This is a genomic window from Streptomyces sp. 1331.2, from assembly GCF_900199205.1.
In the GTDB taxonomy this organism is placed as follows: domain Bacteria; phylum Actinomycetota; class Actinomycetes; order Streptomycetales; family Streptomycetaceae; genus Kitasatospora.
The window spans coordinates 1,498,057-1,521,114 of record NZ_OBMJ01000001.1 but is presented as its reverse complement, the minus strand read 5'-3'; the positions used below and the strand labels follow the sequence as shown (position 1 = coordinate 1,521,114).

At 72.3% G+C, this 23,058-nt stretch carries 21 protein-coding genes; 12 read left to right on the top strand and 9 right to left on the bottom strand.

Annotated elements, in window-relative coordinates:
- Positions 1 to 15 precede the first annotated feature (15 nt).
- A complete protein-coding gene (locus CRP52_RS06490; protein WP_097235518.1) occupies positions 16 to 660 on the top strand; it encodes a TetR/AcrR family transcriptional regulator in 645 nt (214 codons plus the stop codon).
- Positions 657 to 2,216, top strand: a complete 1,560-nt coding sequence (locus CRP52_RS06485) for a glycerol-3-phosphate dehydrogenase/oxidase (protein WP_097235517.1) — start codon at positions 657 to 659, stop codon at positions 2,214 to 2,216. The genes CRP52_RS06490 and CRP52_RS06485 overlap by 4 nt, the downstream gene beginning before the upstream one ends.
- On the opposite strand, the gene CRP52_RS06480 is transcribed toward CRP52_RS06485, so the two are convergent.
- The 3 genes from CRP52_RS06480 to CRP52_RS06470 form a co-directional block, all read right to left on the bottom strand.
- The gene (locus CRP52_RS06480; protein ID WP_218893072.1) at positions 2,204 to 2,770 is read right to left on the bottom strand and encodes a hypothetical protein; all 567 of its coding nucleotides are present in this window, start codon (positions 2,768 to 2,770) and stop codon (positions 2,204 to 2,206) included. The two genes, CRP52_RS06485 and CRP52_RS06480, sit on opposite strands and share 13 nt — an antisense overlap.
- Positions 2,767 to 3,213: a MarR family winged helix-turn-helix transcriptional regulator gene (locus tag CRP52_RS06475; protein ID WP_218893071.1), complete on the bottom strand. Its 447-nt coding sequence runs from the start codon at positions 3,211 to 3,213 to the stop codon at positions 2,767 to 2,769. The genes CRP52_RS06480 and CRP52_RS06475 overlap by 4 nt, the downstream gene beginning before the upstream one ends.
- 81 nt (positions 3,214 to 3,294) lie before the next feature.
- Positions 3,295 to 3,588: a hypothetical protein gene (locus tag CRP52_RS06470; RefSeq protein ID WP_097235516.1), complete on the bottom strand. Its 294-nt coding sequence runs from the start codon at positions 3,586 to 3,588 to the stop codon at positions 3,295 to 3,297.
- A 316-nt stretch (positions 3,589 to 3,904) separates the two neighbouring features.
- On the opposite strand from CRP52_RS06470, the gene CRP52_RS06465 reads away from it, so the two are divergent.
- On the top strand, positions 3,905 to 4,480 hold the full coding sequence (locus tag CRP52_RS06465; protein WP_097235515.1) for a TerD family protein: 576 nt from the start codon (positions 3,905 to 3,907) through the stop codon (positions 4,478 to 4,480).
- 108 nt (positions 4,481 to 4,588) lie between these two features.
- Here the strand turns inward: CRP52_RS06465 and CRP52_RS06460 are convergent, their stop codons facing one another.
- Positions 4,589 to 5,908, bottom strand: a complete 1,320-nt coding sequence (locus CRP52_RS06460) for an FAD binding domain-containing protein (RefSeq protein WP_097235514.1) — start codon at positions 5,906 to 5,908, stop codon at positions 4,589 to 4,591.
- A gap of 271 nt (positions 5,909 to 6,179) precedes the next feature.
- Between CRP52_RS06460 and CRP52_RS06455 the strand changes: the two genes are divergently transcribed.
- The 4 genes from CRP52_RS06455 to CRP52_RS06440 all read left to right on the top strand — a co-directional run bounded on the left by CRP52_RS06455 (position 6,180) and on the right by CRP52_RS06440 (position 10,473).
- The gene (locus tag CRP52_RS06455; RefSeq protein ID WP_097235513.1) at positions 6,180 to 8,222 is read left to right on the top strand and encodes an NADPH-dependent 2,4-dienoyl-CoA reductase; all 2,043 of its coding nucleotides are present in this window, start codon (positions 6,180 to 6,182) and stop codon (positions 8,220 to 8,222) included.
- Between the two features lie 39 nt (positions 8,223 to 8,261).
- Complete coding sequence (locus tag CRP52_RS06450) at positions 8,262 to 8,819, top strand: PadR family transcriptional regulator (protein WP_097235512.1); 558 nt, start codon at positions 8,262 to 8,264, stop codon at positions 8,817 to 8,819.
- A 286-nt stretch (positions 8,820 to 9,105) separates the two neighbouring features.
- Entirely contained in the window at positions 9,106 to 9,834 is a 729-nt protein-coding gene (locus CRP52_RS06445; protein ID WP_143685662.1) for a hypothetical protein, read from the top strand.
- Positions 9,835 to 10,098: 264 nt separating this feature from the next.
- Complete coding sequence (locus CRP52_RS06440; protein WP_257032317.1) at positions 10,099 to 10,473, top strand: winged helix-turn-helix transcriptional regulator; 375 nt, start codon at positions 10,099 to 10,101, stop codon at positions 10,471 to 10,473.
- Between the two features lie 111 nt (positions 10,474 to 10,584).
- Here CRP52_RS06440 and CRP52_RS06435 read toward each other — a convergent pair whose 3' ends face one another.
- From CRP52_RS06435 to CRP52_RS06425, 3 genes are all read right to left on the bottom strand, one after another.
- A complete protein-coding gene (locus CRP52_RS06435; protein WP_097235510.1) occupies positions 10,585 to 11,829 on the bottom strand; it encodes an alpha/beta hydrolase family protein in 1,245 nt (414 codons plus the stop codon).
- Positions 11,830 to 11,954: 125 nt separating this feature from the next.
- Positions 11,955 to 12,908 (bottom strand): phosphatidylinositol-specific phospholipase C, encoded by a 954-nt coding sequence (locus tag CRP52_RS38875; RefSeq protein WP_218893070.1) that lies wholly within the window; start codon positions 12,906 to 12,908, stop codon positions 11,955 to 11,957.
- 249 nt (positions 12,909 to 13,157) lie between these two features.
- On the bottom strand, positions 13,158 to 13,685 hold the full coding sequence (locus tag CRP52_RS06425) for a peptidylprolyl isomerase (RefSeq protein WP_097235508.1): 528 nt from the start codon (positions 13,683 to 13,685) through the stop codon (positions 13,158 to 13,160).
- A gap of 13 nt (positions 13,686 to 13,698) precedes the next feature.
- Between CRP52_RS06425 and CRP52_RS38080 the strand changes: the two genes are divergently transcribed.
- The 5 genes from CRP52_RS38080 to CRP52_RS06400 all read left to right on the top strand — a co-directional run bounded on the left by CRP52_RS38080 (position 13,699) and on the right by CRP52_RS06400 (position 19,422).
- Entirely contained in the window at positions 13,699 to 14,043 is a 345-nt protein-coding gene (locus tag CRP52_RS38080) for a WHG domain-containing protein (protein WP_257032316.1), read from the top strand.
- A gap of 192 nt (positions 14,044 to 14,235) precedes the next feature.
- Entirely contained in the window at positions 14,236 to 16,059 is a 1,824-nt protein-coding gene (locus tag CRP52_RS06415; RefSeq protein ID WP_097235507.1) for a CocE/NonD family hydrolase, read from the top strand.
- Positions 16,060 to 16,371: 312 nt separating this feature from the next.
- Positions 16,372 to 17,388 (top strand): ScbA/BarX family gamma-butyrolactone biosynthesis protein, encoded by a 1,017-nt coding sequence (locus tag CRP52_RS06410; RefSeq protein ID WP_097235506.1) that lies wholly within the window; start codon positions 16,372 to 16,374, stop codon positions 17,386 to 17,388.
- 80 nt (positions 17,389 to 17,468) lie between these two features.
- Positions 17,469 to 18,125 carry an HAD family hydrolase gene (locus tag CRP52_RS06405; RefSeq protein WP_097235505.1) on the top strand — a complete coding sequence of 219 codons (657 nt, stop codon included), beginning with the start codon at positions 17,469 to 17,471 and terminating at the stop codon, positions 18,123 to 18,125.
- A gap of 88 nt (positions 18,126 to 18,213) precedes the next feature.
- Positions 18,214 to 19,422, top strand: a complete 1,209-nt coding sequence (locus CRP52_RS06400; RefSeq protein ID WP_097235504.1) for a cytochrome P450 — start codon at positions 18,214 to 18,216, stop codon at positions 19,420 to 19,422.
- A gap of 188 nt (positions 19,423 to 19,610) precedes the next feature.
- Here the strand turns inward: CRP52_RS06400 and CRP52_RS06395 are convergent, their stop codons facing one another.
- Positions 19,611 to 21,101, bottom strand: coding sequence for an FAD-dependent monooxygenase (locus CRP52_RS06395; RefSeq protein WP_097235503.1), 1,491 nt, complete (start codon positions 21,099 to 21,101; stop codon positions 19,611 to 19,613).
- Positions 21,102 to 21,483: 382 nt separating this feature from the next.
- On the bottom strand, positions 21,484 to 23,055 hold the full coding sequence (locus tag CRP52_RS06390; protein ID WP_097235502.1) for an MFS transporter: 1,572 nt from the start codon (positions 23,053 to 23,055) through the stop codon (positions 21,484 to 21,486).
- Positions 23,056 to 23,058: the final 3 nt, after the last annotated feature.

The window sequence follows — 23,058 nt, the reverse complement described above, 5'->3', positions numbered from 1 at the left end:
ACAGTTTCACACATCATGTCAAGTAGTAACGCCGCCGAGTCGGCGACCCCAGCCGAGCAGCCCGGCAGCGTCGGAGCCGCGCGGCCCGCGAAGCCCGGGGCCCGCAGCACCGACGACGCGATCCTGGACGCCGCCGCCGACCTGATCGTCCATCTCGGTGTGCGCCGCACCCAGTTGGCCGAGATCGCGCGCCGCGCCGGGGTCAGCCGGCCGACCGTCTACCGGCGCTGGCCGGACGTCCGGGCGGTGATCGGCGCGCTGCTCACCCGGGAGATCCTGGCCACGCTGGAGGGCACCGCGCTGGACGTCGAGGACCGAACGACCCTCGTGGAGCGGGTCGTCGAGGTCGCCGTCCGGCTGCGCGACCACCCGGTACTCGGCGCGCTGCTCCGCTCCGACGACTCCGACCTCCTGCTGGAGTACGTGGTCGAACGGCTCGGCGCCAGCCAGCGCGGCCTGCTGGAGGCGCTGCGCAGCGGAATCGAACAGGGCCAGGCGCACGGCTCGATCCGCGCCGGGGAACCGCTCGAACTGGCCGCCATGGTCCTGCTGATCGCCCAGTCCACCGTCCAGTCGCACCGCATGGTCGCCTCCCTGCTGCCCGAGGCGGCCTGGCGGCGCGAACTGGCCAGAGCGCTGAACGGATACCTCGCACCATGACGACGCCCGCCGTCGGTCCCTTCGCGGGAACGAGCCGACTCAACGCCGCACGCCGCACACTGGAACTCCAGGCGCTCGGCGACGACCCGCACGTCGACCTGCTGGTCATCGGCGGCGGCGTCACCGGCGCCGGGGCGGCCCTGGACGCCGCCTCGCGCGGCCTGCGCACGGTGCTCGTCGAGTCCCGCGACCTGGCCTTCGGCACCAGCCGCTGGAGTTCCAAGCTGGTGCACGGCGGCCTGCGCTACCTGGCCTCCGGCCGGATCAAGGTGGCCCGGGAGAGTGCGGTCGAACGCGGCGTGCTGATGACCCGCACCGCCCCGCACCTGATCCGCGCGCTGCCCCAACTGGTGCCGCTGCTCCCGGACCTGCTGCGCCCCGGGCAGGGCACGCTGATCCGCGCGGGCTTCCATGCCGGGGACGCGCTGCGGGTCAGCGCCGGCACGCCCGGCACGCTGCTGCCCCGGGTGCGCCGGATCGACGCCGCCCGCACCCGGCGACTGGTGCCGGGCGTGAGGACCGCCGGCCTGCGCGGCGCACTCGTCGCGCACGACGGTCAACTCGTGGACGACGCACGGCTGGTGGTCGCCCTCGCCCGCACCGCCGCGCAGTACGGCGCAAGCGTGCTGACCAGGGTGCGCGCCGAGTCCGTCACCGGCACCTCCGCCCGGCTGGTCGACACGCTGACCGGGCAGGAACTGACCGTACGGGCGGGCGCGGTGGTCAATGCCACGGGCGTCTGGGCGGGCGAGGTGGACACCTCGATCACGCTGCGCCCCAGCCGTGGCACCCATGTCCTGGTGGACGCCGGGGCGTTGGGGAATCCGACCGCCGCCCTCACCGTGCCGGTGCCCGGCTCGACCAGCCGCTTCGTCTTCGCCCTGCCGCAGCAGCTCGGCCGGGTCGCGATCGGCCTGACCGACGAGGACGCCCCGGGCCCGATCCCGGACGAGCCGCAGCCCACCGAAGCCGAACTGGCCTTCCTCCTCGACACCGTCAACACCGCCCTCGCCACCGCGCTGACCAGGGTGGACGTACGCGGCGCCTACGCCGGGCTGCGCCCGCTGATCGACACCGGCGGCGGCAGCACGGCCGACATCTCGCGCGAGCACGCGGTGCTGGAATCCCCGTCCGGGGTGGTCACCGTGGTCGGCGGCAAGCTCACCACCTACCGCCGGATGGCAGAGGACGCGGTGGATGCCGCCGTCCGGCTGCGCGGCCTGCCCGCCCGGACGTGCTGGACGGCCCGACTGCCGCTGGTCGGCGCCCCGGGGCACCGGGACAGCCGCCCCCTGCCCGGCGAGAGGGTGCCCTCCTCGCTGCTCGCCCGGCACGGCGGCGCCGCCCACGAGGTGCTGGCCGCAGGGGAGTTGACGCCGGTGGCCGAGGGCCTGGACGTGACGCGCGCCGAGATCGCGTACGCCCTCACCCACGAGGGTGCGCTGGACGCCGCCGACGTGCTGGACCGCCGCACCCGGATCGGGCTGGTCGCCGAGGATGCGGAGCGGGCCCGGAAGGCGGTCGAGGAGATCCTGACGGAGTGTCAGGAGAGCTGATCCGCCCAGGGGAAGGGCGTCAGATCCGGCTCGACCCAGGCCGTCCGGGCCTGCTCGCTTGCGAGCGTGGCGGGCCGGTAGTGGCGGGCGAGCAGTTCCTTGTCGAGCAGGTCGGGGTGGCGGTCGGCGAATCCGTCGAACTCGTTGAACCCGTCGATCTCTTCGATCTCTTCGATCTCCGCGAAGTCCGGTGCGGCGTCGGCGTGGTGGGCGGCCAGGTGGTGGGCGACCAGTTCGACCCAGGCGCGGGTCATGGTGACGTGGAACTTCTGCGGCGCTCCGGCCTTGGCGGCGGTGCGCCGGATCCCGTCGGTGATCAGGCCGAGGGCGGCGTCCACGCCGTGCCGGCGGACCGCGAGCCAGGTGAGGCGGACGTGCTGGCGGTGGCCGAAACGCTCGGCGCCGGTCATCGCCTCGCCCAGCAGCAGCCCGAAGGCATCCGGGGCCTCCTGGGTCTCCTGGGCGTCCGGGGCGTCCGGGGTGTCCGGGGTGTCGGCGGGAGCCGGAGCGTCGGCGGGATCGGGGGAGGTGGAAGGGGGTGTCGGGGAGGTCATGCGGAGGCCTTCGTCAGGGCCCGGAGTGCGGCGTGGAAGCCGTCCACCTGGGCGGGCGAGAGGTCGCCGAGCGCGCGGCGTTCGAGGTCGGTCACGGTTCGCCGGATGGTGTCGGCCGCGAGCCGGCCGGTGGGGGTGAGTTCGATCAGTACCGAGCGGCGGTCCCCGGCGCGGGTGCCGCGGGTGATGTGGCCGCGCCGCTCCAGCCGGTCCAGGATGCCGGTCAGGGTGGTCGGCCGGGTGCCCACGGCGGCGCCGAGCTCGGAGACCGTCCGGCCCCGCCCGTCCGCGAGGTTGGCGAGCGCGTTGATCTCGGAGGCGGTCAGGTTGAGGTCGACCAGTTCGGCGGCGAGCAGCTGCAGCGTGGCGTGCGTCGCGCGCTGCAGGGCCAGCAGGGCGGACTGCTCGGGGGAGGTCGCGGTGGTTGCGTTCTCGGACGTCACGTTTTCGGATAGTACGGTTTCGTAGTATTCGTTCGCAAACGGCCGAGGCGGGGTGGGATGGGGTGGGGTGGGGCCCGGGCCTCAGCGCGCCGTTCGCTCCGGCATGGCGTGCTCGGCGCCCGCCAGCTCCAGGACGCAGGAGAGCGGGTGCTCGGCCGTGCCGGTGCGCTCCAGGGTGACCGCGAGCGGCCGGGGCGGTTCCTCGGCGAGCTGAGCGGCGAGCGTCAGAGGGTAGCCGCCGTGCCCGTGGACGCGGTGGAAGGCGAGTTCCTTGCCGTCCACCAGCAGTTCGGTCTCGGTGATCCAGCCGGAGCGGACATTGACAGTCACCGAGTGCCCGCCCTGGTCGACGTGGAAGCTGTACCGCTGGCGCATGGGAACCTCCCGCGAGGCGCCGCACCCGGGGGACCGGGATTCGGGGGATCGACGCCAGTCTAGGTCGGGCGCACCGCCGGGGCGCCCCGGCCGGGGCGACGGGCGCGAGGTCGGTTGCAGCGCCGGCCCGGGTACGGCCGTACGGATCGGTGCGAGCGGTTCCGGCCGGGAACCCCGAAAAGCCCCGGAGAAGCCCCGGAGAATCCCCGGAGGCGACACCGGGGAGAATTCCTGGGTGGAGCCCGCCTGCAGGCGGATTCTCGTGATCTCTACAGTGTTGTAGATTCGTCCGCAGGGAGAGATCGAGGAGGGCATTGTGGGAGTTTCGCTGGCCAAGGGCGGCAACGTCTCGCTGAGCAAGGAGGCGCCCGGTCTGAGCGCCGTGATCGTGGGTCTCGGCTGGGACGTGCGCACCACCACCGGGGCCGACTACGACCTGGACGCCAGTGCGCTGCTCTGCAACGCGCTCGGCAAGGTGGTCTCGGACCAGCACTTCGTCTTCTTCAACAACCTTCGCAGCCCCGAGGGTTCGGTCGAGCACAGCGGCGACAACCTGACCGGTGGCGGCGACGGCGACGACGAGCAGATCAAGGTCGACCTGGAGCGGGTGCCGGCCGACGTGGCCAAGGTCGTCTTCCCGGTGTCGATCTACGACGCCGACGCCCGGCTGCAGAACTTCGGCCAGGTCCGCAACGCGTTCATCCGGATCGTCAACCAGGCCAACGGCCAGGAGATAGCGCGCTACGACCTGTCCGAGGACGCCTCGACCGAGACCGCGATGGTCTTCGGTGAGCTGTACCGCAACGGCGCCGAGTGGAAGTTCCGTGCCATCGGCCAGGGTTACGCCTCGGGCCTGCGCGGCATCGCCACCGACTACGGCGTCAACGTCTGATCCTCGCAACGGATTCGACCGGATCCGGCCGGGCCCCGCACGGGGCTCGGCCGCATCCCGGTGGTGCCCCGCCGGGCTCCGGCGGGGTTCCGGCGGTCATGGCCATGGTCATGGTCGCGGAGACGGGGACGGGGACGGGGACGGCTCGGTCCGGCCGAGCGCGTGGCCGCCGAACCCCCCGCTGCCGGTGACCTGGTGCTGCCACCAGGCGACCATGGCCGACTCGCCCATTGCGGACCAGTCCGGCGCATCGGTGACCTGGGCCCGGCCGAGCTTCCGCCCGAGGTCCACCAACTCCCGCCCGGCCGCGCTGCGTTCGCGGTCGTAGGCGGCCAGCAGCGCCGACCAGGAGCCGGCTGCCCGGCCCGCATTCCCCGCGTTCACCGCATTCCCCGCGTTCACCGCCTGCCCCGCCTGCTCGAAGGCGTGCGCGTCCTGGAGAGCCTTCACCGCACCGCTGGTGTTGTGCGGACGTACGACGGTGGCCGCGTCCCCGCCGATGAGCAGTCGCCCGGCGGTGCGGTGCGGCGTCGCCAGGTCGTAGACCGGCTGCAGGAAGGTCCGTTCGCGCGGGGTCAGTGTGACCACTCCGGCCCAGTACGGTGGCAGGTGCCGTTCGGCGAGCTGCCGCAGCCCGTCCAGCCGTGCGTCGGTGAGGGTGCCGGCCGGGATGCTGGTCGGGCCGTCCAGGCGCAGCCAGGCCGGGGTGGGCGCGTAGAAGACCCAGTTCACCTGAGTGCTGCCGGGAGCGAGTCCGGGGATGCGGTAGATCACGACCTGCCCGCCGCGGTAACAGACGGTGATGCACTCCTCCTCCGGCCAGGCTCCGGCGCCGCCGGGCAGTTGGGCCAGTAGCGCGGTGTCGTAACTTCCGCGCCAGCACACGTATCCGGCGAACTCGGGTGCGGCCTGCGGGCAGACGGCGTCGCGCACCACCGAGCGGTAGCCGTCCGCGCCGATCACCAGGTCGTACGGGTGCCGGCCGCCGTCGGCCTCCTCGACCCAGGCGCCCTCCTCGTCGCCGCCGACCGCGGTGACGGTGGTGCCCAGCCGGTACTCGACCTGTTCGGGGGTGTGCTCGCGCAGCGCCTGCCAGAGCACGGCCCAGTGGTGGGAGTGGAACGGGAAGGGCTGGTCCCAGAGCAGCCGCCCACGCCCGTCGGGGCCGTCGCCCTCGCCGGCCGGCCCCCGGGTGACCCAGCGGCGGACGGTCAGGCGGTGGCGGCGGGTGTCCGTGGCGAGGTGCCCGGCACGGACCAGTTCGTCGAAGCGGTCGTTGTGGGTGCAGATCCCCACGCCGCGGTCCTCCAGCCGGCCGGGGCTGCGCTCCAGCACCACGACCCGTTCCGCGCCCAGCCGGGCGGCGGCCCCGGCGAACGCGCTCCCGGCGATGCTGCCCCCGACCACGGCCACCGAACCACCGCGCACGGCCGCCCCCTCTCTCGGGCCTGTGACTTCCCGAGCCTGTGTTCCCAAGCCAGTGATGTCCGAGCCTGTGATGTCCGAGCGTGCGACGTTCGAGCGTGCGACGTTCGAGCGTGCGACGTCCGGGACACGACGATACGCGGCCGCCGTGGCGCGCGGGCCGGGTTCGGCCGAGTCGCGCTCCGCGGGCTTTATGCAACTAGTTGCATGCCGCTCCGCCCGTCCCCTACCCTGCGGTAACCACGACACCCAGCCCGCGCCCCAGGAGACGTCGATGAGCGCCCACCCCGGCAGCAGCCGCTACCCGCACCTGCTCAGCCCGCTCGACCTCGGCTTCACCACCCTGCCCAACCGCGTGATCATGGGCTCGATGCACGTCGGCCTGGAGGAGGCCCCCGGCGGGTACGAGCGGATGGCCGCCTTCTACGCCGAGCGCGCCCGCGGCGGCGTCGGCCTGATCGTCACCGGCGGCATCGCCCCCAACGAGGCCGGGCGCCCCTGGGAGGGTGGCGCGATGCTGACCACCGAGGAGGAGGCCGACCGGCACCGCGTGGTCACCGACGCCGTACACGCCGCCGGCGGGAAGATCGCCCTGCAGATCCTGCACTTCGGCCGCTACGCCTACCACCGGGACCTGGTCGCCCCCAGCGCCGTCCAGGCCCCGATCAGCCCCTTCGTGCCCAACGAGCTCACCGCCGAGCAGGTCGAGCAGACCATCGAGGACTTCGCCCGCTGCGCCGAACTCGCCCGCCGCGCCGGGTACGACGGCGTCGAGATCATGGGCTCCGAGGGCTACCTGCTCAACGAGTTCATCGTCGCCGCGACCAACCACCGCGAGGACGAGTGGGGCGGCCCCTACGAGCGGCGGATGCGCTTCCCGGTGGAGATCGTCCGGCGGGTCCGCGAGCGGGTCGGCGAGGACTTCATCATCGTCTACCGCCTCTCCATGCTCGACCTGGTGCCCGGCGGCTCCACCCTGGACGAGGTGGTCCTGCTCGCCCAGGCCGTCGAGGCCGCCGGCGCGACCATCATCAACAGCGGCATCGGCTGGCACGAGGCCCGCATCCCCACCATCGCCACCTCGGTCCCGCGCGGCGCCTTCGCCTGGGTGACCAAGAACGTCATGGGCAAGGTCGGCATCCCGCTGGTCACCACCAACCGCATCAACACCCCCGAAATCGCCGAGCAGTTGCTCGCCGACGGGAACGCCGACCTGGTCTCCATGGCCCGCCCGCTGCTCGCCGACGCCGACTTCGTCGCCAAGGCGCGCGACGACCGCGCCGACGCCATCAACACCTGCATCGGCTGCAACCAGGCCTGCCTGGACCACACCTTCAACCTCCAGATCACCTCCTGCCTGGTCAACCCGCGCGCCTGCCACGAGACCGAACTCGTCCTCGCCCCCACCAAGGTGCGCAAGCGCCTCGGCGTCGTCGGGGCCGGACCGGCCGGCCTCGCCTTCGCCGTCTCCGCCGCCGAGTGCGGACACGAGGTCACGCTGTACGACGCCGCCGAGGCCGTCGGCGGGCAGCTGAACATCGCCCGGCGCATCCCCGGCAAGGAGGAGTTCGACGAGACGCTGCGCTACTACCGCACCCGGCTCGCCGAGTTGGGCGTCACGCTGCGCCTCGGGACCACCGCCACCGCCGAGCAACTGGCCGCGGAAGGCTACGACGACATCGTCCTCGCCACCGGCGTCACCCCGCGAACCCCCGCCGACATCCCCGGAATCGACCACCCCAGCGTGCTCGGCTACCTCGACGTGCTGCGCGACGGCGCGCCCGTCGGCGAGCGGGTCGCCATCCTCGGCGCGGGCGGCATCGGCTTCGACGTGGCCGAGTTCCTCACCGACGAGGGCGACCAGGCGAGCCTCAACCCGCCGGTGTTCCAGGCCAGGTGGGGCATCGACCCGGAGTACCGCGAGCGCGGCGGCCTGCGCGCCCCCGAGCGCCCGAAGCCCCCGCGCAGCGTCCACCTGCTGCAGCGCAAGACCACCAAGGTCGGCGCCGGGCTCGGCAAGACCACCGGGTGGATCCACCGCACCGAACTCAAGCACCGCGGCGTGGTGATGGTCCCCGGCGTGACGTACGACCGCATCGACGACGCCGGCCTGCACATCACCGTGGACGGCGAGCGCCAACTGCTGCCCGTCGACACCGTGGTGCTCTGCACCGGGCAGGAGCCGCGCCGCGACCTGTACGAGGCGCTGCGCGAGCGCGGGCTGGCCGTGCACCTCATCGGCGGCGCCGACGTGGCCGCCGAACTGGACGCCAAGCGGGCCATCAAGCAGGGCACCGAACTGGCCGCCGCCCTCTGACGGCGGTCCCGGTGGCCGTACACCCCTAGGATCGTCGCCATGTCGCTGCCGCACGCCATCCTCACCGCCCTGCTGGAGAAGCCGTCCTCGGGGCTGGAGCTGACCAGGCGGTTCGACAAGTCGATCGGTTTCTTCTGGCCCGCCACCCACCAGCAGATCTACCGCGAGCTGGGCCGGCTGGAGGCCTCCGGACACATCCGGGCCCTCCAGCCGGACGGGCCGGTGCGCGGGCAGAAGAAGGAGTACGAGGTCCTGCCGGAGGGCCGCGCCGAACTGGCCCGGTGGACGGCCGACGGTGACGCGCCGCGGGCCGTCCGGGAACCGCTGCTGCTGCGGCTGCGGGCGGCCGCGGTGGTCGGCACGGACGGCCTGGCGGCCGAGCTGGAGCGCCACCTGGAGCTTCACCGTGAGCAGCTGGCCGACTACCTGGAGATCGAGCGGCGGGACTTCCCGGCGGAGAAGGCGGACGGGGAGAACCGGCTCCAGCACGCCGTGTTGCGGGCCGGGATCGGGTTGGAGGCCTTCTGGGTGGAATGGCTCACGGAGACGCTCGATGCGCTGCCGTCCGATGAGCGGCGCTCATCGCGACCGGGATGAGGCTCGCTCATCGAGTGCTTCGGCATGAGACCTGCTCATGTGTGCTCGGGGCTGCGGCATGAGGTTCGCTCATGGGGTTTCGCCATGAGGTTCGCTCATGTGCGCCGTCATGAGTTCCGCTCATGCGCACCCTGATGAGTTCTGCTCATCGGCCACCGTCATGAGCTCCGCTCACGTGCGCCACACGGGCCGTGACCTGCGTCGATGCCTGCCCGCCGCGCCCCGGTCGGTACCCGGTGGGACACTGGTTGCCTGTCCCTGCCCGAACTCTCGACCGGGGGCTCGTATGTCTCTCCCGAGGCCTCTCCACGCTGTCACCGCCGCGGCCGTCGTCGTGGCGGTCGCCCTGGGCCCGGCGCACCTGGCGTCGGCCGCGCCGGCCCAGCAGCTTCCCTCGGCCGACCAGCTGAAGTCGGCGCTGCTCACCGCGGCCGACCTCGGCCCGGGTTTCACCGAGGCGCCCGCCACCGAGAGCCCCAGTCCGGGTGAGAACCCGAGCCCGGTCAGCGGCTGCGACACGCTCAGCGCCCTGATCAACATGCACGTCGGCCAGACCGGCCCGGCGAACCCGCGTGCCGAGACCGAGCTCGACGGCCCGGACGGCAACCCGATGGTGACCGAGGCGCTTGCCGCCGAGGCGCCCGACCAGCTCGCCACCGACTTCAACACGGTGGCGGATGCGTTCCGGACCTGCCACACCATCACCTTCAACGCGGGCATCGAGGACACGGTGACCTTCACCGTCACCCCCGTCACCCTCGGCGACCGCCAGGACGCCCCCGCCGTCCGTCTCGACGGCACCCTGGCCGGCGTCCAACTCAACGCGTTCATCGGCATCGAGCGCTTCGGTACGGTCGCCATGGCCTTCGGCTACTTCCAGCGCGAGGGCGCCTCCTCCCAGACTGCGTCGATGCAGTACCGCACCGCCGTCGCCAAGGTCGAACGCACCCTCGGCACGACCGCGGGCAGTACCACCCCGCCCACTGCCGTCGCCACCCAGGGCATGAAGGTCTGAGGGCCGATCACCCCGCTGCACTCCCCGGACGCGTCCTCGAAGTTCGGTGGGATGATCGGCTCGTCCACGGCCCGACCGACGTGACGGTGGATGTGACCGGTATGCCAGGGCCGTTCCGGCGAGGCCGGGTGGAGAGCGCGTCGCCGGGCTCAGTCCCGGGCCGTGCCGAAGGGGTTGTCGATCACGTAGTGCCAGTGGCCGTCCGGGTCGCGGCGGGCGACGTCGGTGGGCGGGCGGGACGTAGGTCACCAAACGGGAAGCGACGTGCGCGCCGGGGACCGTTGCCGGGACGCCGAGTTGGTGCCGGACGAGCGCGGCCGTACGGCGCGACCGGAGGCGGACTGCCCGGTGGAGGTGGCACTGGCGGCGGTGGCGGGCCGCTGGACGACGCTGGTGCTGCGGGAGCTGATGCACGGCCCCGCCGCGTACGGGGACTTGCGCGAGCGGCTGCCGGAGATCAGCTCGAAGGTGCTCGCGGAGCGTCTGCAAGCCTTGGCCGAAAGGGAGTTGGTGTCCCGGGAACGGCTGGCGGGCTTCCCGGCGCGAACGCGGTACCGGCTGACGCCGGCCGGGGAGGCGCTTCGCCCGCTGCTGGTGGAGCTGTACCGCACGGGGGAGCGGCTGACGGGCCGGCGGTGAGCCGAGGGCGCTGAGCGAAGGTGCGGCCGCACCCCCGTCGCGGCCGCCCCAGTACTCACCACATCACCGGCTCGCCACATCTCTATATCGCCGGCGAACCGGCGCACCGGCTCAGCCGTGGAAGGCGACCTCCGGGAAGGCCTGCGACGGCCCGTCGAGCAGATGGCGGCCGCGGTGGCGTAGGTGGAGGTCGAAGAAGGCGAGCGGGTAGGCCTGTTGGATGCGGATGCCGCGGTCGGGGTCGAGCGTCCCGACCATCTGCCGGACCTGCTGGACGGGAAGGCCGAGCAGTTTCGCCGCCTGCGGGACCAGCGTCATGTTGTCGCCGTACGAGGAGTGGACGGCCCCGGTGGCCTGGATGTCGAGCCGCCAGCCGCGCAGGTGGGTCCAGAAGGTCTGGGCGGCGGGGTTGACGGCCCGGGCGAAGTCGGCGGTCATCATCATGAACGGCCGGTCGAGGTCGGCGCTGGGGGCCGGGTTCGACATCATCGGCCCGTCGACGGCGAGCCCGGCGCGGATGCGCGGGTCGGCGCCCATGGCGAGGGTGGTGGCGGTGCCGCCCTTGGACCAGCCGAACATGCCGACGGTGTCCGGGTCGAGGGCGCCGAGCAGGCCGGCCGGGAGGACGCGCCCGTCCACGTCGGGGTTGCGGCCCGCGGCGAGGCCTTCGACGCAGTCGAGGACGAAGCGGGCGTCGGCGGCGTGGTCCCTCGGGTAGATCGGGATGCTGTCGGACGGGGTGGAGACGGTGCCGTCCGGGAACTCGGTGAACGCGTCGTAGGTGTGATCGACGGTGAGGACGGCGTAACCGTGGCTGGCGAGTTCCTGGACGATGACCGTGTGGTCGGCTCGGTGGGAGCCCGCGCCGTGGGAGAAGACGACGACGGGCAGTCGGTGGCCGCTCCGGTGGACGGGCGCGCCCTGGTGGCCGGAGGTGAGCGGGGCGAGGGAGGGGTCGAGGGCGAAGCCGACGTCGGTGAGGAAGGCACGCAGGGCGCCGTCGGTCATCCAGGGGGCGAGCGGGTACGCCGCGGCGTCGGCGCTGCGGGCCGGGTACCAGACGGTGGCCATCAGCTCGCGGAAGCGGCCGGGCCCGGCGGCCGGGTCGGGGCGGGAGGTGTCGCGCAGGTGGAGGGGCACCATGCCGACGGGGCACGGGCCGGTGGGTGCGGGGAGGGTGAGCCGGGCGGAGGGGGCCGTACCGGTGGCGGAACCGGGGGAGGGGGCCGAGGCGGCCCGGGCGGTGTCGGTGAGGCCGAGCGGCACGGCGGCGCCGACCGCCAGTGCGGCGGCCCCGCTGCGCAGCATGCGTCGGCGCGTCAGTCCGGTACGGCTTGCGAACGGCGTGGTGTCCATGCGCGGAACGCTGTCACGCGCGGCGGCCGACCGACATCAGCCCGCCGACGGAACCTCCGTCACCTCGTAGTGGCCCGGAGGTTTACGTCCCCGGGCTGATGCGCCCGACACCCGGGCCGTCCCGGTCAGACGACGTTCTTGTCGATCAGCATCTGGAGCACGTTGACGTGGAAGTCCGGGAAGTCCATCGGCACGATGCCGAACCGGGCACGCTGCTGGGTGCGGGCGTTCAGGTACGGGTAGACGGTGTGGTCCATGAGGTCCTGCGAGCTGAGCTTGGGCCAGTAACCTCCGGCGTAGCTGAGGAAGTTGACGAACATCCTCGGGGAGTTCGGGGTGAGGAAGGCCTTGTCGAACTGGGCGACGATGTACTGGCCCTTCGCGCCCAAGGGGTCGAGGCCGCCGATCTCCCACACGTCCTGGGTGTCGACGTAGTCGTTCCGGCCGCTGGACCAGTCGATCAGGCCCCACGGGTTGGTGAAATCGGCGAGCAGGACGACCTTGCCGCGGGCGGTGGCGAGGGTGGGCCAGCCGTAGAAGTGGAAGAGACCGCGGTAGCCGAGGCCGTCGAGGTAGTGGTCGACCCGCCGCAGGAACTCGTCGTCGCCGAGGGCCTGGCCGCCGGCCCGTTCGTTCCTGAGCCGCATCACGACGGTCTCGCCGGGGTGCGCCTGCAGGAATGACCTGCACTGGTCCAGCACGTCCTGGAGGCGGATGTGCTGGTAGTTGTCGGAGTGGTAGATCCCGAGTTCGTCGGGTGCGCCCTGCAGGCCGTTGCAGCGGATGTCGAGGAAGCGCACGCCCTCCTGCAACTGTTGCGGGAGGCCCCAGTTCTGGGTGTGCGACCACTCGGTGCCGTACGCGGGGTTCTCGCAGCACGAGTCGTGGGTGCCGGGGATGGTGAGGTCGAGCAGGGAGAGGCTGCCGTTCAGGTGGCTCATCCAGGTGTCGGTCGGCAGGCCGCGCGGGGTGGTCCGTACGGCACCCCAGGCGGTGGACGGCAGGACGAGGCCACCGACGACGGCCGAACCGCCAGCTCCGGCGGCCCACTTGAGAAGATCACGACGTGTGATGCCCATGGTGTGGCTCCTTAGGCCTACCGAAGGCCTGCCGAAGGGCGGTCGACGGCGGTCGATCGGCGGTCGATCGGCGGGGACGTGTGCGCTGTCTCTGGTCCTACCCCGTCGCGCGGTCGGCGAACAGCTGTTCCATGGGGCGGCAGGTCGTCCGCGACCCTCATGAGCAACTCTCATGAGCGGAACGGGAAGTCGGCCGGGCCGACTTCCCGTTCCGGGCTCGGCTGCCGGGGCCGGGCCGTCCTTCGCCGGTCAGCGGGTCTCGATGACGACCTTCTCGATGACCACGTCCTTCACCGGACGGTCGGTGCGGGGGTCGGTCTCCGTGGCGGCGATCGCGTCGACGACGTTCTCGCCGGCCTCGTCGGCGACCTCGCCGAAGATGGTGTGCTTGCCCGTGAGCCAGGTGGTCGGTCCGACGGTGATGAAGAACTGGGAGCCGTTGGTGCCCGGACCGGAGTTCGCCATCGCCAACAGGTACGGCCTGGTGAACGCCAGGTCCGGGTGGAGCTCGTCGGCGAACTCGTAGCCGGGCCCGCCGGTGCCGTTGCCCAGGGGGTCACCGCCCTGGATCATGAAGCCGTCGATGACCCGGTGGAAGACCGTGCCGTCGTACAGCGGGTCCGAGCTCGGCTGCCCGGTGTTCGGGTCGATCCACTGCCGTTCGCCCCTGGCGAGTTCGACGAAGTTCCGGACGGTCTTGGGGGCGTGGTTCGGCAGCAGCCGGATCACGATGTCGCCCTGGTCGGTCTTCAGCGTCGCGTACAGCTCTTGTGCCATCGCTAGTCCTTCGGTGTGTCCTACTGGCGCGGCCAGTCTTCCGACCGGAGCGGACCGACTAGGGACGACAGCGTGGCATCTCACCCGCACGAGTGAAGCGACAGCGGAGCGGGAATCAGGGGTACCGGTCGACGCCGCCTGGGACGCCTCGCCGGGCCTGCTCGACAAGGTCCGCCCGGCCTTTCCCGAGCTGCCGCCGGCCGGCGGGGCCCTGGCCCTGCGGATCTGGGGCCACCTGCACGGCCTGGTGGCCCTGGAGGTCTACGGTCACCTGCGAGCCCAGGTCCTCGCCCCCGACAAGCTCTTCCGGGCCGAACTCGCCCACCTGCTCCGCTCCCTGGGCCTGGCCGTCGACTGACGCCCTTCCGTCAGCCCGGGCGGCCGACCCGGCGGCCGGTCCAACGGTCGGCAAGGTGTGCCGCCGTGCCGGTCGTCACTCATTCGGGTGGGGTGTGAGGGGGCGTCAGTTTAATCGTGCGTGCCCGGAACATGATGCGCCTGGGCGGCGCCTTCAAGGGCGCTTCCGGCTGTCATGGAAAGGGCGGTTCGTATGACTACTTCTGGTGGAGAGCCCATCCCGTCGATCACCGACGCGACACTCGACGACATCGCCACCAACGGCATCTGGGCGGGGGCCGGTCTCAATCCGAGCCCGGCGGTCATCGCCGTCGCCCGGGCTCTGCTCGCGGCTCTGGAGGGTGCCGAGGGCATCGCGCTCCCGCCGGAGTTGGCGGAGACGGTGGCCGACGTCCGCCGGCGGGCCGTCGCCGGCGTCTCGCGCATCGAGGCCTCGGGCGGTGTCCAGCTGTCGGCGTTCTCGATCAGGCTGAGTGGCAGCGAGCCGCGTCCGGTCGTGATCGTCCCGGCCGGGTGGAACCCGTACGGCTGGCTGCCGTTCATGTACTCCTACCTCTCGCTCGCGCTGCGGGGCTACCACGTGCTGGCGTACACGCCCCGGGGGCTCGGCCTTCCGGGGTGGGTGTCCACCTCCGAGGGCTTCGTCGACGTCGCCGGGCCGAAGGACCGGGCGGACGGGTCCGTGGTGATCGACCACGCACAGGAGCACTTCTCCCCGAGCCGGATCGGTTTCCTCGGCGAGTCCTACGGATCCGGCATCAGCCAGCTGGTCGCGGCGCACGACCGGTACGACGAACCGCGGGGGCGGGTCGACGCCGTGGTCGCGCTGAGCACCTGGGGCAACCTGGCCACCGCCCTGTACGACAACGGCACCCGGCACCTCGCGGCCGTACAGGCGCTGATCGAGTTCACTGGCGGCCCGCTGGAGGAGAAGTTCGACCCGGAGACCCAGCGGATCCTCCGCAACTTCCTCAGCGGCGAGGGCCTGGACGAGGTCGTGGCCTGGGGTGCCGAGCGCTCCCCGGAGTCGTACCTGGACCGCACCAACGCCCGGGGCATCCCGACCTTCGTCTCGAACACCTGGCACGAGAGCCTGTTCCCGGCCGGGCAGACGATCGACACGTTCGTCCGTCTCACCGTGCCGAAGCACCTGAACATGTGGATCGGCGACCACGGCGCGCCCGAGGGTCCGGGCCTGGCCGGTCTGGTGGGCGGGGTGCCGTTCCCGGGGCTACGGGAGCCCATGCGGGAGGCCTACGAGTGGCTGGACCACCACCTGCTCCGCGCCGGCAGCGAGGTGCCCGACTGGCCGCAGGTGAACAACCAGATCATGTTCACCTACCGGACCGAGCCGGTCATCGGCGGTGGCCGGCGGATCACCGTCCCGGCGCGCCGCGAGCCGTACCCGACGTGGTCTGGGGAGCCCGCCGACATCGAGACCTGGTACCCCACCGGGACGGGTGGCACCGGTGACGGCGCGCTGGCCGAGAAGCCGGCCAGCGGCTGGACCCGGGACTTCACGGCCGGGGACCTGACCTCCGCCACCGCCATGGACGCCGTGATGGCGACCGGGCAGAAGGAGTGGTTCGGCAGTCCCAAGGCCTATGCGGTGGGCGGGTTCGAGCGGGAGCGGCTGCTGGTCTGGTCCACGGATCCGCTGTCCGGCCCTGAGGGTGTGGCCCGCCGGATCCGCGGCGCCGCGACGGTGCGGCTTACGGTGCGCAACACGGCCGGGGCCGCCACCCTGGTGGCGTACCTGTTCGACGTCGCCCCGGACGGCACCGCGCGGATCATCACGCACGAGCCGTTCACCGACCCGGACCTGCCCGCCGCGACGGACCGCACCGTCAGCTGGAAGCTCCAGCCCGCCGCGTACGACCTGCCGGAGGGCCACCGCCTCGCGCTGGTGGTCAACAGTCGCGACAAGCTGTACGCGTTCACCGGCAGCGAAGGCAGCACGACGGCCGTCAGCTCCCCGACCGGGAGCGAGGCGCGCCTGGAGCTGCCGCTCGGCTGACGCCCGGCCCGGCCGGGCCGACTACTCCTGGCCCGGCCGGGCCGACTCCTGGCCCCAGGCCGGTTCTGTCCGATCGCCGGTTCTGCCCGACGGCCCGTCGCGAGCTTGCGGCGGGCCGTCGGCGTATCCGGGGTCGTGGTCGCTGACCTGGGCGATTCCCCACAACGCGGCCCACACACGTTTTTAATACACCTGTTCGCTTCCACGTGGCCTACACCACAGTAGCTTCGCCGTGAACGGAGGTACGATCACGCTCGCACCTCCGATCGGAGGGGTACCTACATGCAGGAGCACAGAGGGGGAAGCTCAGCCATGTCCACGATCCTCGACGGTACTCTCACGTACTCGAACACCGTCCCGCGTGCCACCGTCCACCGGGCCGCCATCTGCGAGGTCTTCCTCACCGATTCCGTCCGGGTCGCCGAGGGCGAGTACCTCATCGCCGCGCAGCTCCCGCGCGTCCACAGCTACTACAGCGACAACGTCACCGCGCCCGCCGCCTATGACCCGCTGCTGCTGGTCGAGGTGTTCCGCCAGGCCTCCATCTACGCCGCGCACACCTTCCTGGGCGCGCCGCTGGACAACAAGTTCATCTTCGTCAGCGGGGAACTGAACATCACCGACCCGGAGGCGCTGCGGATCGGGGCGCGCCCCGGCCAGGCCGTGATCCGGGCCCACCAGGCCGACCTCAAGCACCGCGACGGCGTCGTCACCGGCAGCACCCTCGACCTGGTCCTTTCGGTGGACGGCAGCGAGGCCGCCACCATGCGCACCGTGTGCCAGTGGATGCCGGGCGCGGCCTGGGACCGGATGCGCGACAAGGGCCGTGCCGTCCTCGCGCTGACGCCGGCCCGGCCGCACCACACCGGCCGCCGGGTGCCGGCGATCTCGGTCGGCCGCGCCTCCGGGCAGAACGTCGTGCTGGCCGGGGTCGAGGTGGGCGACCACGAGCTGCGCACCCAGGTCGTCGTCGACCAGGGCAACCCGGCGCTCTTCGACCACCCGCTGGACCACGTTCCGGGCGCGCTGATCTTCGAAGGGTTCCGGCAGTCCGCGATGTACGCGGCGCAGGAGCTGTTCGGGCTCTCGCCGCGCAGCCTGCTCCTCGCCCGGGTGGAGACGGACTTCACCCGCTTCGGCGAGTTCGAGCTGCCGACCGACTGCGTCGTGCGGGTGGTGGAGCCGCCGGCGGCGGAGACCGTCGCGTTCGAGATCGCCATGGTGCAGGAGGACGAGCAGATCGCCCGGGCCCGGGTGCACCTCACCCGCACCAGCCCGATCACCGGCGCGCTGGAGAATCGTTTCTCCTATGCCGCGGCCAGCGTCTGAGCGCCGCCGCCGAGCGCCGACACCGCGCGCCAGCACTGCGCGCCAGCACCGAGCACCGAGCACCGCAAGGAGACGCTGCAATGTCCAAGCCCATGATCTGGTTCGACTTCGGCGGAGTGCTCTCGCCGCCGCTGGACGACCTCTTCGACTCGTACCACGCCCGCACCGGCATCACCCCGCGCCAGCTGAAGACCGCCCTCGGCACCGTCGCCGGCGAGCTGGGCGTCGAACCGCTCGCGCCCATCGAACTCGCCATGCTCACCGAGGCCGAGTGGGGCGAGGCCATGGTCCGTGTCCTGCAGGACGGGAACCCCGGCATCGACCTGACCCGCGCCCGCTTCGAACGCTTCGGCGAGCAGTGGTTCGAGGGGGTCAACGCCAACCCGGTGATGGCCGCGACCGTCCGGCACGCCAAGGAGAACGGCTTCCGGGTCGGCATCCTCAGCAACAACGTCGCGGAGTGGGAGCCGTACTGGCAGGCCATCGTGGCGCCGGCCGGCGAGGTCGACTGCGTGGTCGACTCCTGCAAGGTCGGGTTCCGCAAGCCCGACCCGGAGATCTTCCGGCTCGCCGAGCAGGAGGCGGGGGTCACGGCGGAGGAGTGCGTGCTGATCGACGACCTCCCCGAGAACTGCGTTGCCGCCCGGCGCTGCGGCTGGCGCGCGGTGCACTTCCGCAACAGCGCCCAGGCCGTACGGGAACTGACCGGCCTGATCGGGCTGCCCGCGCTCACCTGACGCCCTGACCTCACGGGCCGGCGCTCCCCTGTTCCCGCGCCCCCTTGCTCCCGCACCCCCTCGCCTCACACGTCCAACCGGAGAACGCATGACCACCGTTGTCCCGTCCGCAACCGTCACCGTCACGGACGTCCCGCACCTGGACCCCGTCCCGGCCTTCATCCCGCTGGCCGAGCCCGGCCCGAACGGCGTGCCGCTGATCGAGCTGCCCAGCGGCCACCCCGCCGTTCACCTCACCCGGTACGCCGACGTCCACAAGCTGCTCACCGACCCGGCCTCCGGGCGCACCGAGACCAACGTCGAGGGCGGGCCCAGCTTCCTGCCCACGGTGATGCCGAAGGAGCTGCTGCTCAACCTGGACGCCCCGCACCACGCCAGAGTGCGCGGGTTCGTCGCCGCCGACTACAGCGCGAACGGTGTGGAGCGGCTGCGACCGGTGCTCGACCGGGTCATCGAGGAGGGGATCGCGCGGCTGCGCGCCGCCGATTCGCCGGACCTGTTCCGCGACCTGGTCGACCGGGTGCCGATCACCGTCAACTGCCACTTCCTCGGTGTGCCGCTCGACGACGTCGAGTACTTCCGGCCGTCCGCGCGGGTGGTCCAGATCGCCTCGCACGAGAACGTGCCCGACCTGGTCCAGCACTTCTACCGGGTCTACGGCTACGTGCAGGACCTGGTCACCGGTGTGCGGCCGGTGCTGCCCGGCGGGCTGATCGAGCAGTTCCGGGACAACCGGGACAAGGTCGAACCCGCGCTGGACGATGCCGAGTTGACCGGCCTGTTCTTCGGCTCGCTGCTCGGTGCCGACCAGAACATCGTGTCCGTGCTCACCAAGTCGCTCTACGCCCTGCTGGCTGCCCCGGCGCTGTGGCGCCGGCTCGCCGAGGAGCCGGAGATCGCGCCGCAGCTGGCCGAGGAGCTGATCCGGCTGATCCCGCTCGGCACCATCTCCGCCTTCCCGCGGATCGCCGGCCGGGACTTGGAGACCAGCGTCGGCCTGGTGCCCGAGGGCACCGTCGTGTACCCGGACGCCTTCGCCGCCAACCGCGACCCGGAGGTCTTCCCGGACCCGCTGGTCATCGACCCCGACCGTCAGCCGGCCAAGCGGCACCTGCAGTTCGGGTACGGCATGCACCACTGCATGGGTGCGGCGCTGGCGCGGATGGAGATCGTTTCCGTCCTGACCCGTCTGGCACAGGAGTTCCCGACGCTGGAGCTGGCCGTCGAGCCCGCCGACGTGCCGTGGGACATCGGCACGGTCCTGCGGCGGCCGACTGCGCTGCCGGTGCGGTGGTAGCGGCCGCGTAGGCCGGACGCGTTGGTCGAACGCGCAGGTCGGATGCGTAGGTCGGACGCGTGAGTCGGACGTGTAGGACCGGGGCGTAGGCGGAAGGGCGGGTACGGGATGCCGTACCCGCCCTTTCGGGTTCTGCCGGTCCGGGCCTACCGGGCCTGTCCGGCCTGCCGGTCGGGGTCGCCGCTGGGCTACGGTTCGCCGAACCATTCGCGCAGCGTGCCGGCCAGTGGGCCGCCGTCGGAGGCCCAGGCGACGTAGCCGTCCGGGCGTACCAGGACGGCGTCCCACGGGAGTTGGCGGTCGCTCTCGGCCCGGACCACGCGCAGCAGGTGCGACCAGCTCTCGGCCTGCTTGCGGTGCGCCTGCTCGTCGGCACCGAGCAGGAGCAGCACCGGGCGGCCGTCCAGCAGCAGGCGTATGACGTCGGTCGGGCCGTCCGCCGTGGTGAGGGGGAGGTTGGGCAGGAAGTGCCCCTCCCAGGGGGAGCCGTCCGAGGTGCGGGCGGGGTAGACGGTGTCCTGGGCGCTGATCATGTTGCCCAGGTGGGCGTTGGCGCCCTCGACGCCGAGCAACTCGGAGACCAGGTCGCGCAGCGGGTCCAGGCCCGGATCGGGCCGCATCAGGGCGAGTTGGGCGCGGGTGTTGTCGACCACCCGGCGGGCGACCGGGCGGCGCTCGGCGGCGTAGGTGTCCAGCAGGTCCTTGCCCGCGGTGCCGGCCAGGGTGTGGGCGAGCTTCCAGCTGAGGTTGAGCGCGTCCTGCAGGCCGAGGTTGAGGCCCTGGCCGCCGACCGGGAAGTGCACGTGGGCGGCGTCGCCGGCCAGGAAGACCCGGCCCTTGCGGTAGTCGCACACCACGCGCGAGAAGTCGTTGAACTTGGAGAAGAACACCGGGTCGGTCATCGGCACCGGGTGGCCGAGGATGCGTTCGGCCTCGGAGCGGAGTTCGGCGAGGGTGAGCGGCGCGTGCCGGTCGGGGTGCGGGCCGCGGAAGTCGATGGTGAAGAAGCGGCTGTGCCCGTACGGGTTGACGCCCGCGATCGTCCAGCCGTGCGGGGTGCGGTTCCAGCCGGAGGGCACTCGGTAGGGGTCGGTCAGCCGGACCAGGCCGAGCAGGGCGGAGACGGTCGCGGGGTGGGTCTCGGAAGCGAAGCCGAGCAGGTCGCGCACCGAGCTGCGGGCGCCGTCCGCACCGACGACGTATTCGGCCGTGAACTGCCGTACGCCGTCCGGGCCCTGGGCAGTGACCTGGACGTCGTCGGGGCCGTGGACGAGGTCGGTGACGGTGTGGCCGCGCAGGACCGTGACGCCGCGGGTGCGGGCCCGGGCCTCGAAGTCCCGTTCCAGGTCGGCCTGGGAGCGGCCGTAGATGGGGGCGGGCTCGGTGCCGGGGGCGGTGATGACCAAGCCCGGCAGGCCGGCGAAGTGGAAGGCGTCGACGTTCCGGCGGGAGAGGCCGTCGCCGGCGGCCGGCTGGGCGCGCAGGTGGCCGCGGCGGGCCAGGCCCTGGACGGTACGGGCGTGCAGGGTGCCGGCCTTGGGCTGGTCGACGGTCTCCGGATTGGTCTCCAGGACGACGGTGGAGACGCCGTGGTGGCCCAGCTCGGCGGCGACGAGCATGCCCACCGGGCCGCCCCCGACGACGACGACTTGGGCACGGGTGGTGACGGCGGGGTCCATTGGTGCGGAGTCCTTTCGGAGTGGATTGCGCGGGGCGATGAGGAACGCTCATGGGCGATCGGCATGAGTGGAGCTCATGGGCGGGGCGGGAGCGTATGAGTGGCGTTCATGAGCCGGCCCCATGAGAGGAGTTCATGAGCTCTGTCCATGAGCCGCACTCATGGGCCCGGCCTCATGAGTGGAGCTCATGGGCGCAGTGCATGAGCACCGCTCATGGAATGGGTGCGGGCCCGGCGCCGCTCGGGGGTGTCGGCGCCGGGCCCGGTCTCGGGGTGGTGCGGGTGAGGTCGTGGTGCGGGAGGGCGGCCCGGGGGTAGCCGCCCTCCCGCGTTTCGGAACGGCCCTGCGGCCGTTGGCTCTTACGGGAGGGCGGGGCGGCGGATCAGGCCTGGGCCTTCTGGCCGCCGCCGCGCAGCAGGGTCGCGATCACGACGATCAGCACGACGCCGACGGCCGCGAGGCCCCACAAGACGGAGTGGAAGGCGGAGTCGTAGGCGTTGGCGAGGAAGTCCACGAAGCCCTTGTGGTCGGTGGCGCCGGACAGGTCGGCCGCCCCGGAGAGGTCGCCGCCGGCCGCCTGGTCGGCGACCTTGTCGGCCTGCGAGGCGCCCTCGTGGGCGCCGATGCCGTCGGTGATCCGGGTGCCGAGCACGGTGGCCAGCGCGGAGCCGTACACCGCGACGGCGACGGCCTCGCTGCCCAGCCGCAGCGTGTTGAGGAAGCCGGCCGCCATGCCCGCCTTGGCCGGGTCGACCAGTTCCAGGGCCTGGCCGTCGACCAGGCCGGCCGACAGGCCCATGCCGGCGCCGGTGATCAGCATCGGGGCGGCGAGCGCCAGGACGGTGACGGAGGGGGAGAGCAGGGTGAGGGCGATGTCGCCGACGACCAGGCAGACCAGGCTGACGTAGATCAGGGTGAGCGCGGAGACGCCGCGGGTGACCAGCTTGGCGGCGAGCATCGGGAAGACCAGCACCGGCGCGGTGAGCAGCAGCATCAGCACGCCGGCGGCGCCGGTGTCGCGGCCGGTGACGGCGGTGAGGTAACTCGGCAGGTAGGTGAGCATGGTGACGAAGCCGAAGGAGGCGGCGACCGGCACCAGGCAGAGCCCGACGAAGCGGCGGTTGCGCAGCACGCTGAGGTCGAGCATGGGGTGGGCGCTGCGGTTCTCGACGGCGGCGAAGACGGCCAGCACGACGACCGCGCCGACGAACAGGCCGATCACCCCGATGCTGCCCCAACCCCACTGGGAGCCCTGCACGATGGCGGTGGTGAGCAGCACCATGGCGACGACGAACAGTGCGCTGCCGGGAACGTCGATGCGTCCGCCGCTGCCCGCGTCGGAGGGCATCGCGCGGGAGATCGCGGGGATCGCGAGCAGCACGACGGCGAGGGCGACGGCGTGCACCGCGAACACCCAGCGCCAGCCGAGGCCCTGGACCAGCACGCCGGCCAGGGACGGGCCGATGGCGACGCCGATGCCGGCGATGGTGCCGAACATCGCGAAGGCCTTGGCGCGGGCCGGGCCGTCGAAGACGGTGGAGACGATGGCGGCTCCGCAGGAGAAGATCGCGGCGCCGCCGATGCCGGTGAGGGCGCGGGCGGCGTCCAGCCAGATGACGTCGGTGGCGACGGAGCTGGCGAGCGAGGCGACGGCGTAGACGGCGACGCCGGCCGCGAAGGCCTTGACCCGGCCGATGACATCGGCGATCGAGCCCCAGACCAGGGTGAAGCAGGCGAAGGCCACGTTGAAGGCGTTCACCACCCACTGGAGCGGGGCGAGGTCGGCGTGGGTGCTGGTGCCGATGTCGGGGAGGGCGACCGCCGTGCCGGAGATGGACATGGGCACGACGAACACCGCGAGGAGGACCGCGGCCAGGGTCAGCGTACGGCCGGGCGGCTGCTGCCCTTCCGTCGCCACCGGTGGCGTGGCAGACGACGTGGTCTGCGTACTCATGGG

Coding starts and splice junctions, on each gene's coding strand:
- CRP52_RS06490 (WP_097235518.1), top strand. CDS start 16: ATGTCAAGTAGTAACGCCGCCGAGTCGGCGACCCCAGCCGAGCAGCCC.
- CRP52_RS06485 (WP_097235517.1), top strand. CDS start 657: ATGACGACGCCCGCCGTCGGTCCCTTCGCGGGAACGAGCCGACTCAAC.
- CRP52_RS06480 (WP_218893072.1), bottom strand. CDS start 2,770: ATGACCTCCCCGACACCCCCTTCCACCTCCCCCGATCCCGCCGACGCT.
- CRP52_RS06470 (WP_097235516.1), bottom strand. CDS start 3,588: ATGCGCCAGCGGTACAGCTTCCACGTCGACCAGGGCGGGCACTCGGTG.
- CRP52_RS06455 (WP_097235513.1), top strand. CDS start 6,180: ATGAGCGCCCACCCCGGCAGCAGCCGCTACCCGCACCTGCTCAGCCCG.
- CRP52_RS06450 (WP_097235512.1), top strand. CDS start 8,262: ATGTCGCTGCCGCACGCCATCCTCACCGCCCTGCTGGAGAAGCCGTCC.
- CRP52_RS06445 (WP_143685662.1), top strand. CDS start 9,106: ATGTCTCTCCCGAGGCCTCTCCACGCTGTCACCGCCGCGGCCGTCGTC.
- CRP52_RS06435 (WP_097235510.1), bottom strand. CDS start 11,829: ATGGACACCACGCCGTTCGCAAGCCGTACCGGACTGACGCGCCGACGC.
- CRP52_RS38875 (WP_218893070.1), bottom strand. CDS start 12,908: ATGGGCATCACACGTCGTGATCTTCTCAAGTGGGCCGCCGGAGCTGGC.
- CRP52_RS06425 (WP_097235508.1), bottom strand. CDS start 13,685: ATGGCACAAGAGCTGTACGCGACGCTGAAGACCGACCAGGGCGACATC.
- CRP52_RS06415 (WP_097235507.1), top strand. CDS start 14,236: ATGACTACTTCTGGTGGAGAGCCCATCCCGTCGATCACCGACGCGACA.
- CRP52_RS06410 (WP_097235506.1), top strand. CDS start 16,372: ATGTCCACGATCCTCGACGGTACTCTCACGTACTCGAACACCGTCCCG.
- CRP52_RS06405 (WP_097235505.1), top strand. CDS start 17,469: ATGTCCAAGCCCATGATCTGGTTCGACTTCGGCGGAGTGCTCTCGCCG.
- CRP52_RS06400 (WP_097235504.1), top strand. CDS start 18,214: ATGACCACCGTTGTCCCGTCCGCAACCGTCACCGTCACGGACGTCCCG.
- CRP52_RS06395 (WP_097235503.1), bottom strand. CDS start 21,101: ATGGACCCCGCCGTCACCACCCGTGCCCAAGTCGTCGTCGTCGGGGGC.
- CRP52_RS06390 (WP_097235502.1), bottom strand. CDS start 23,055: ATGAGTACGCAGACCACGTCGTCTGCCACGCCACCGGTGGCGACGGAA.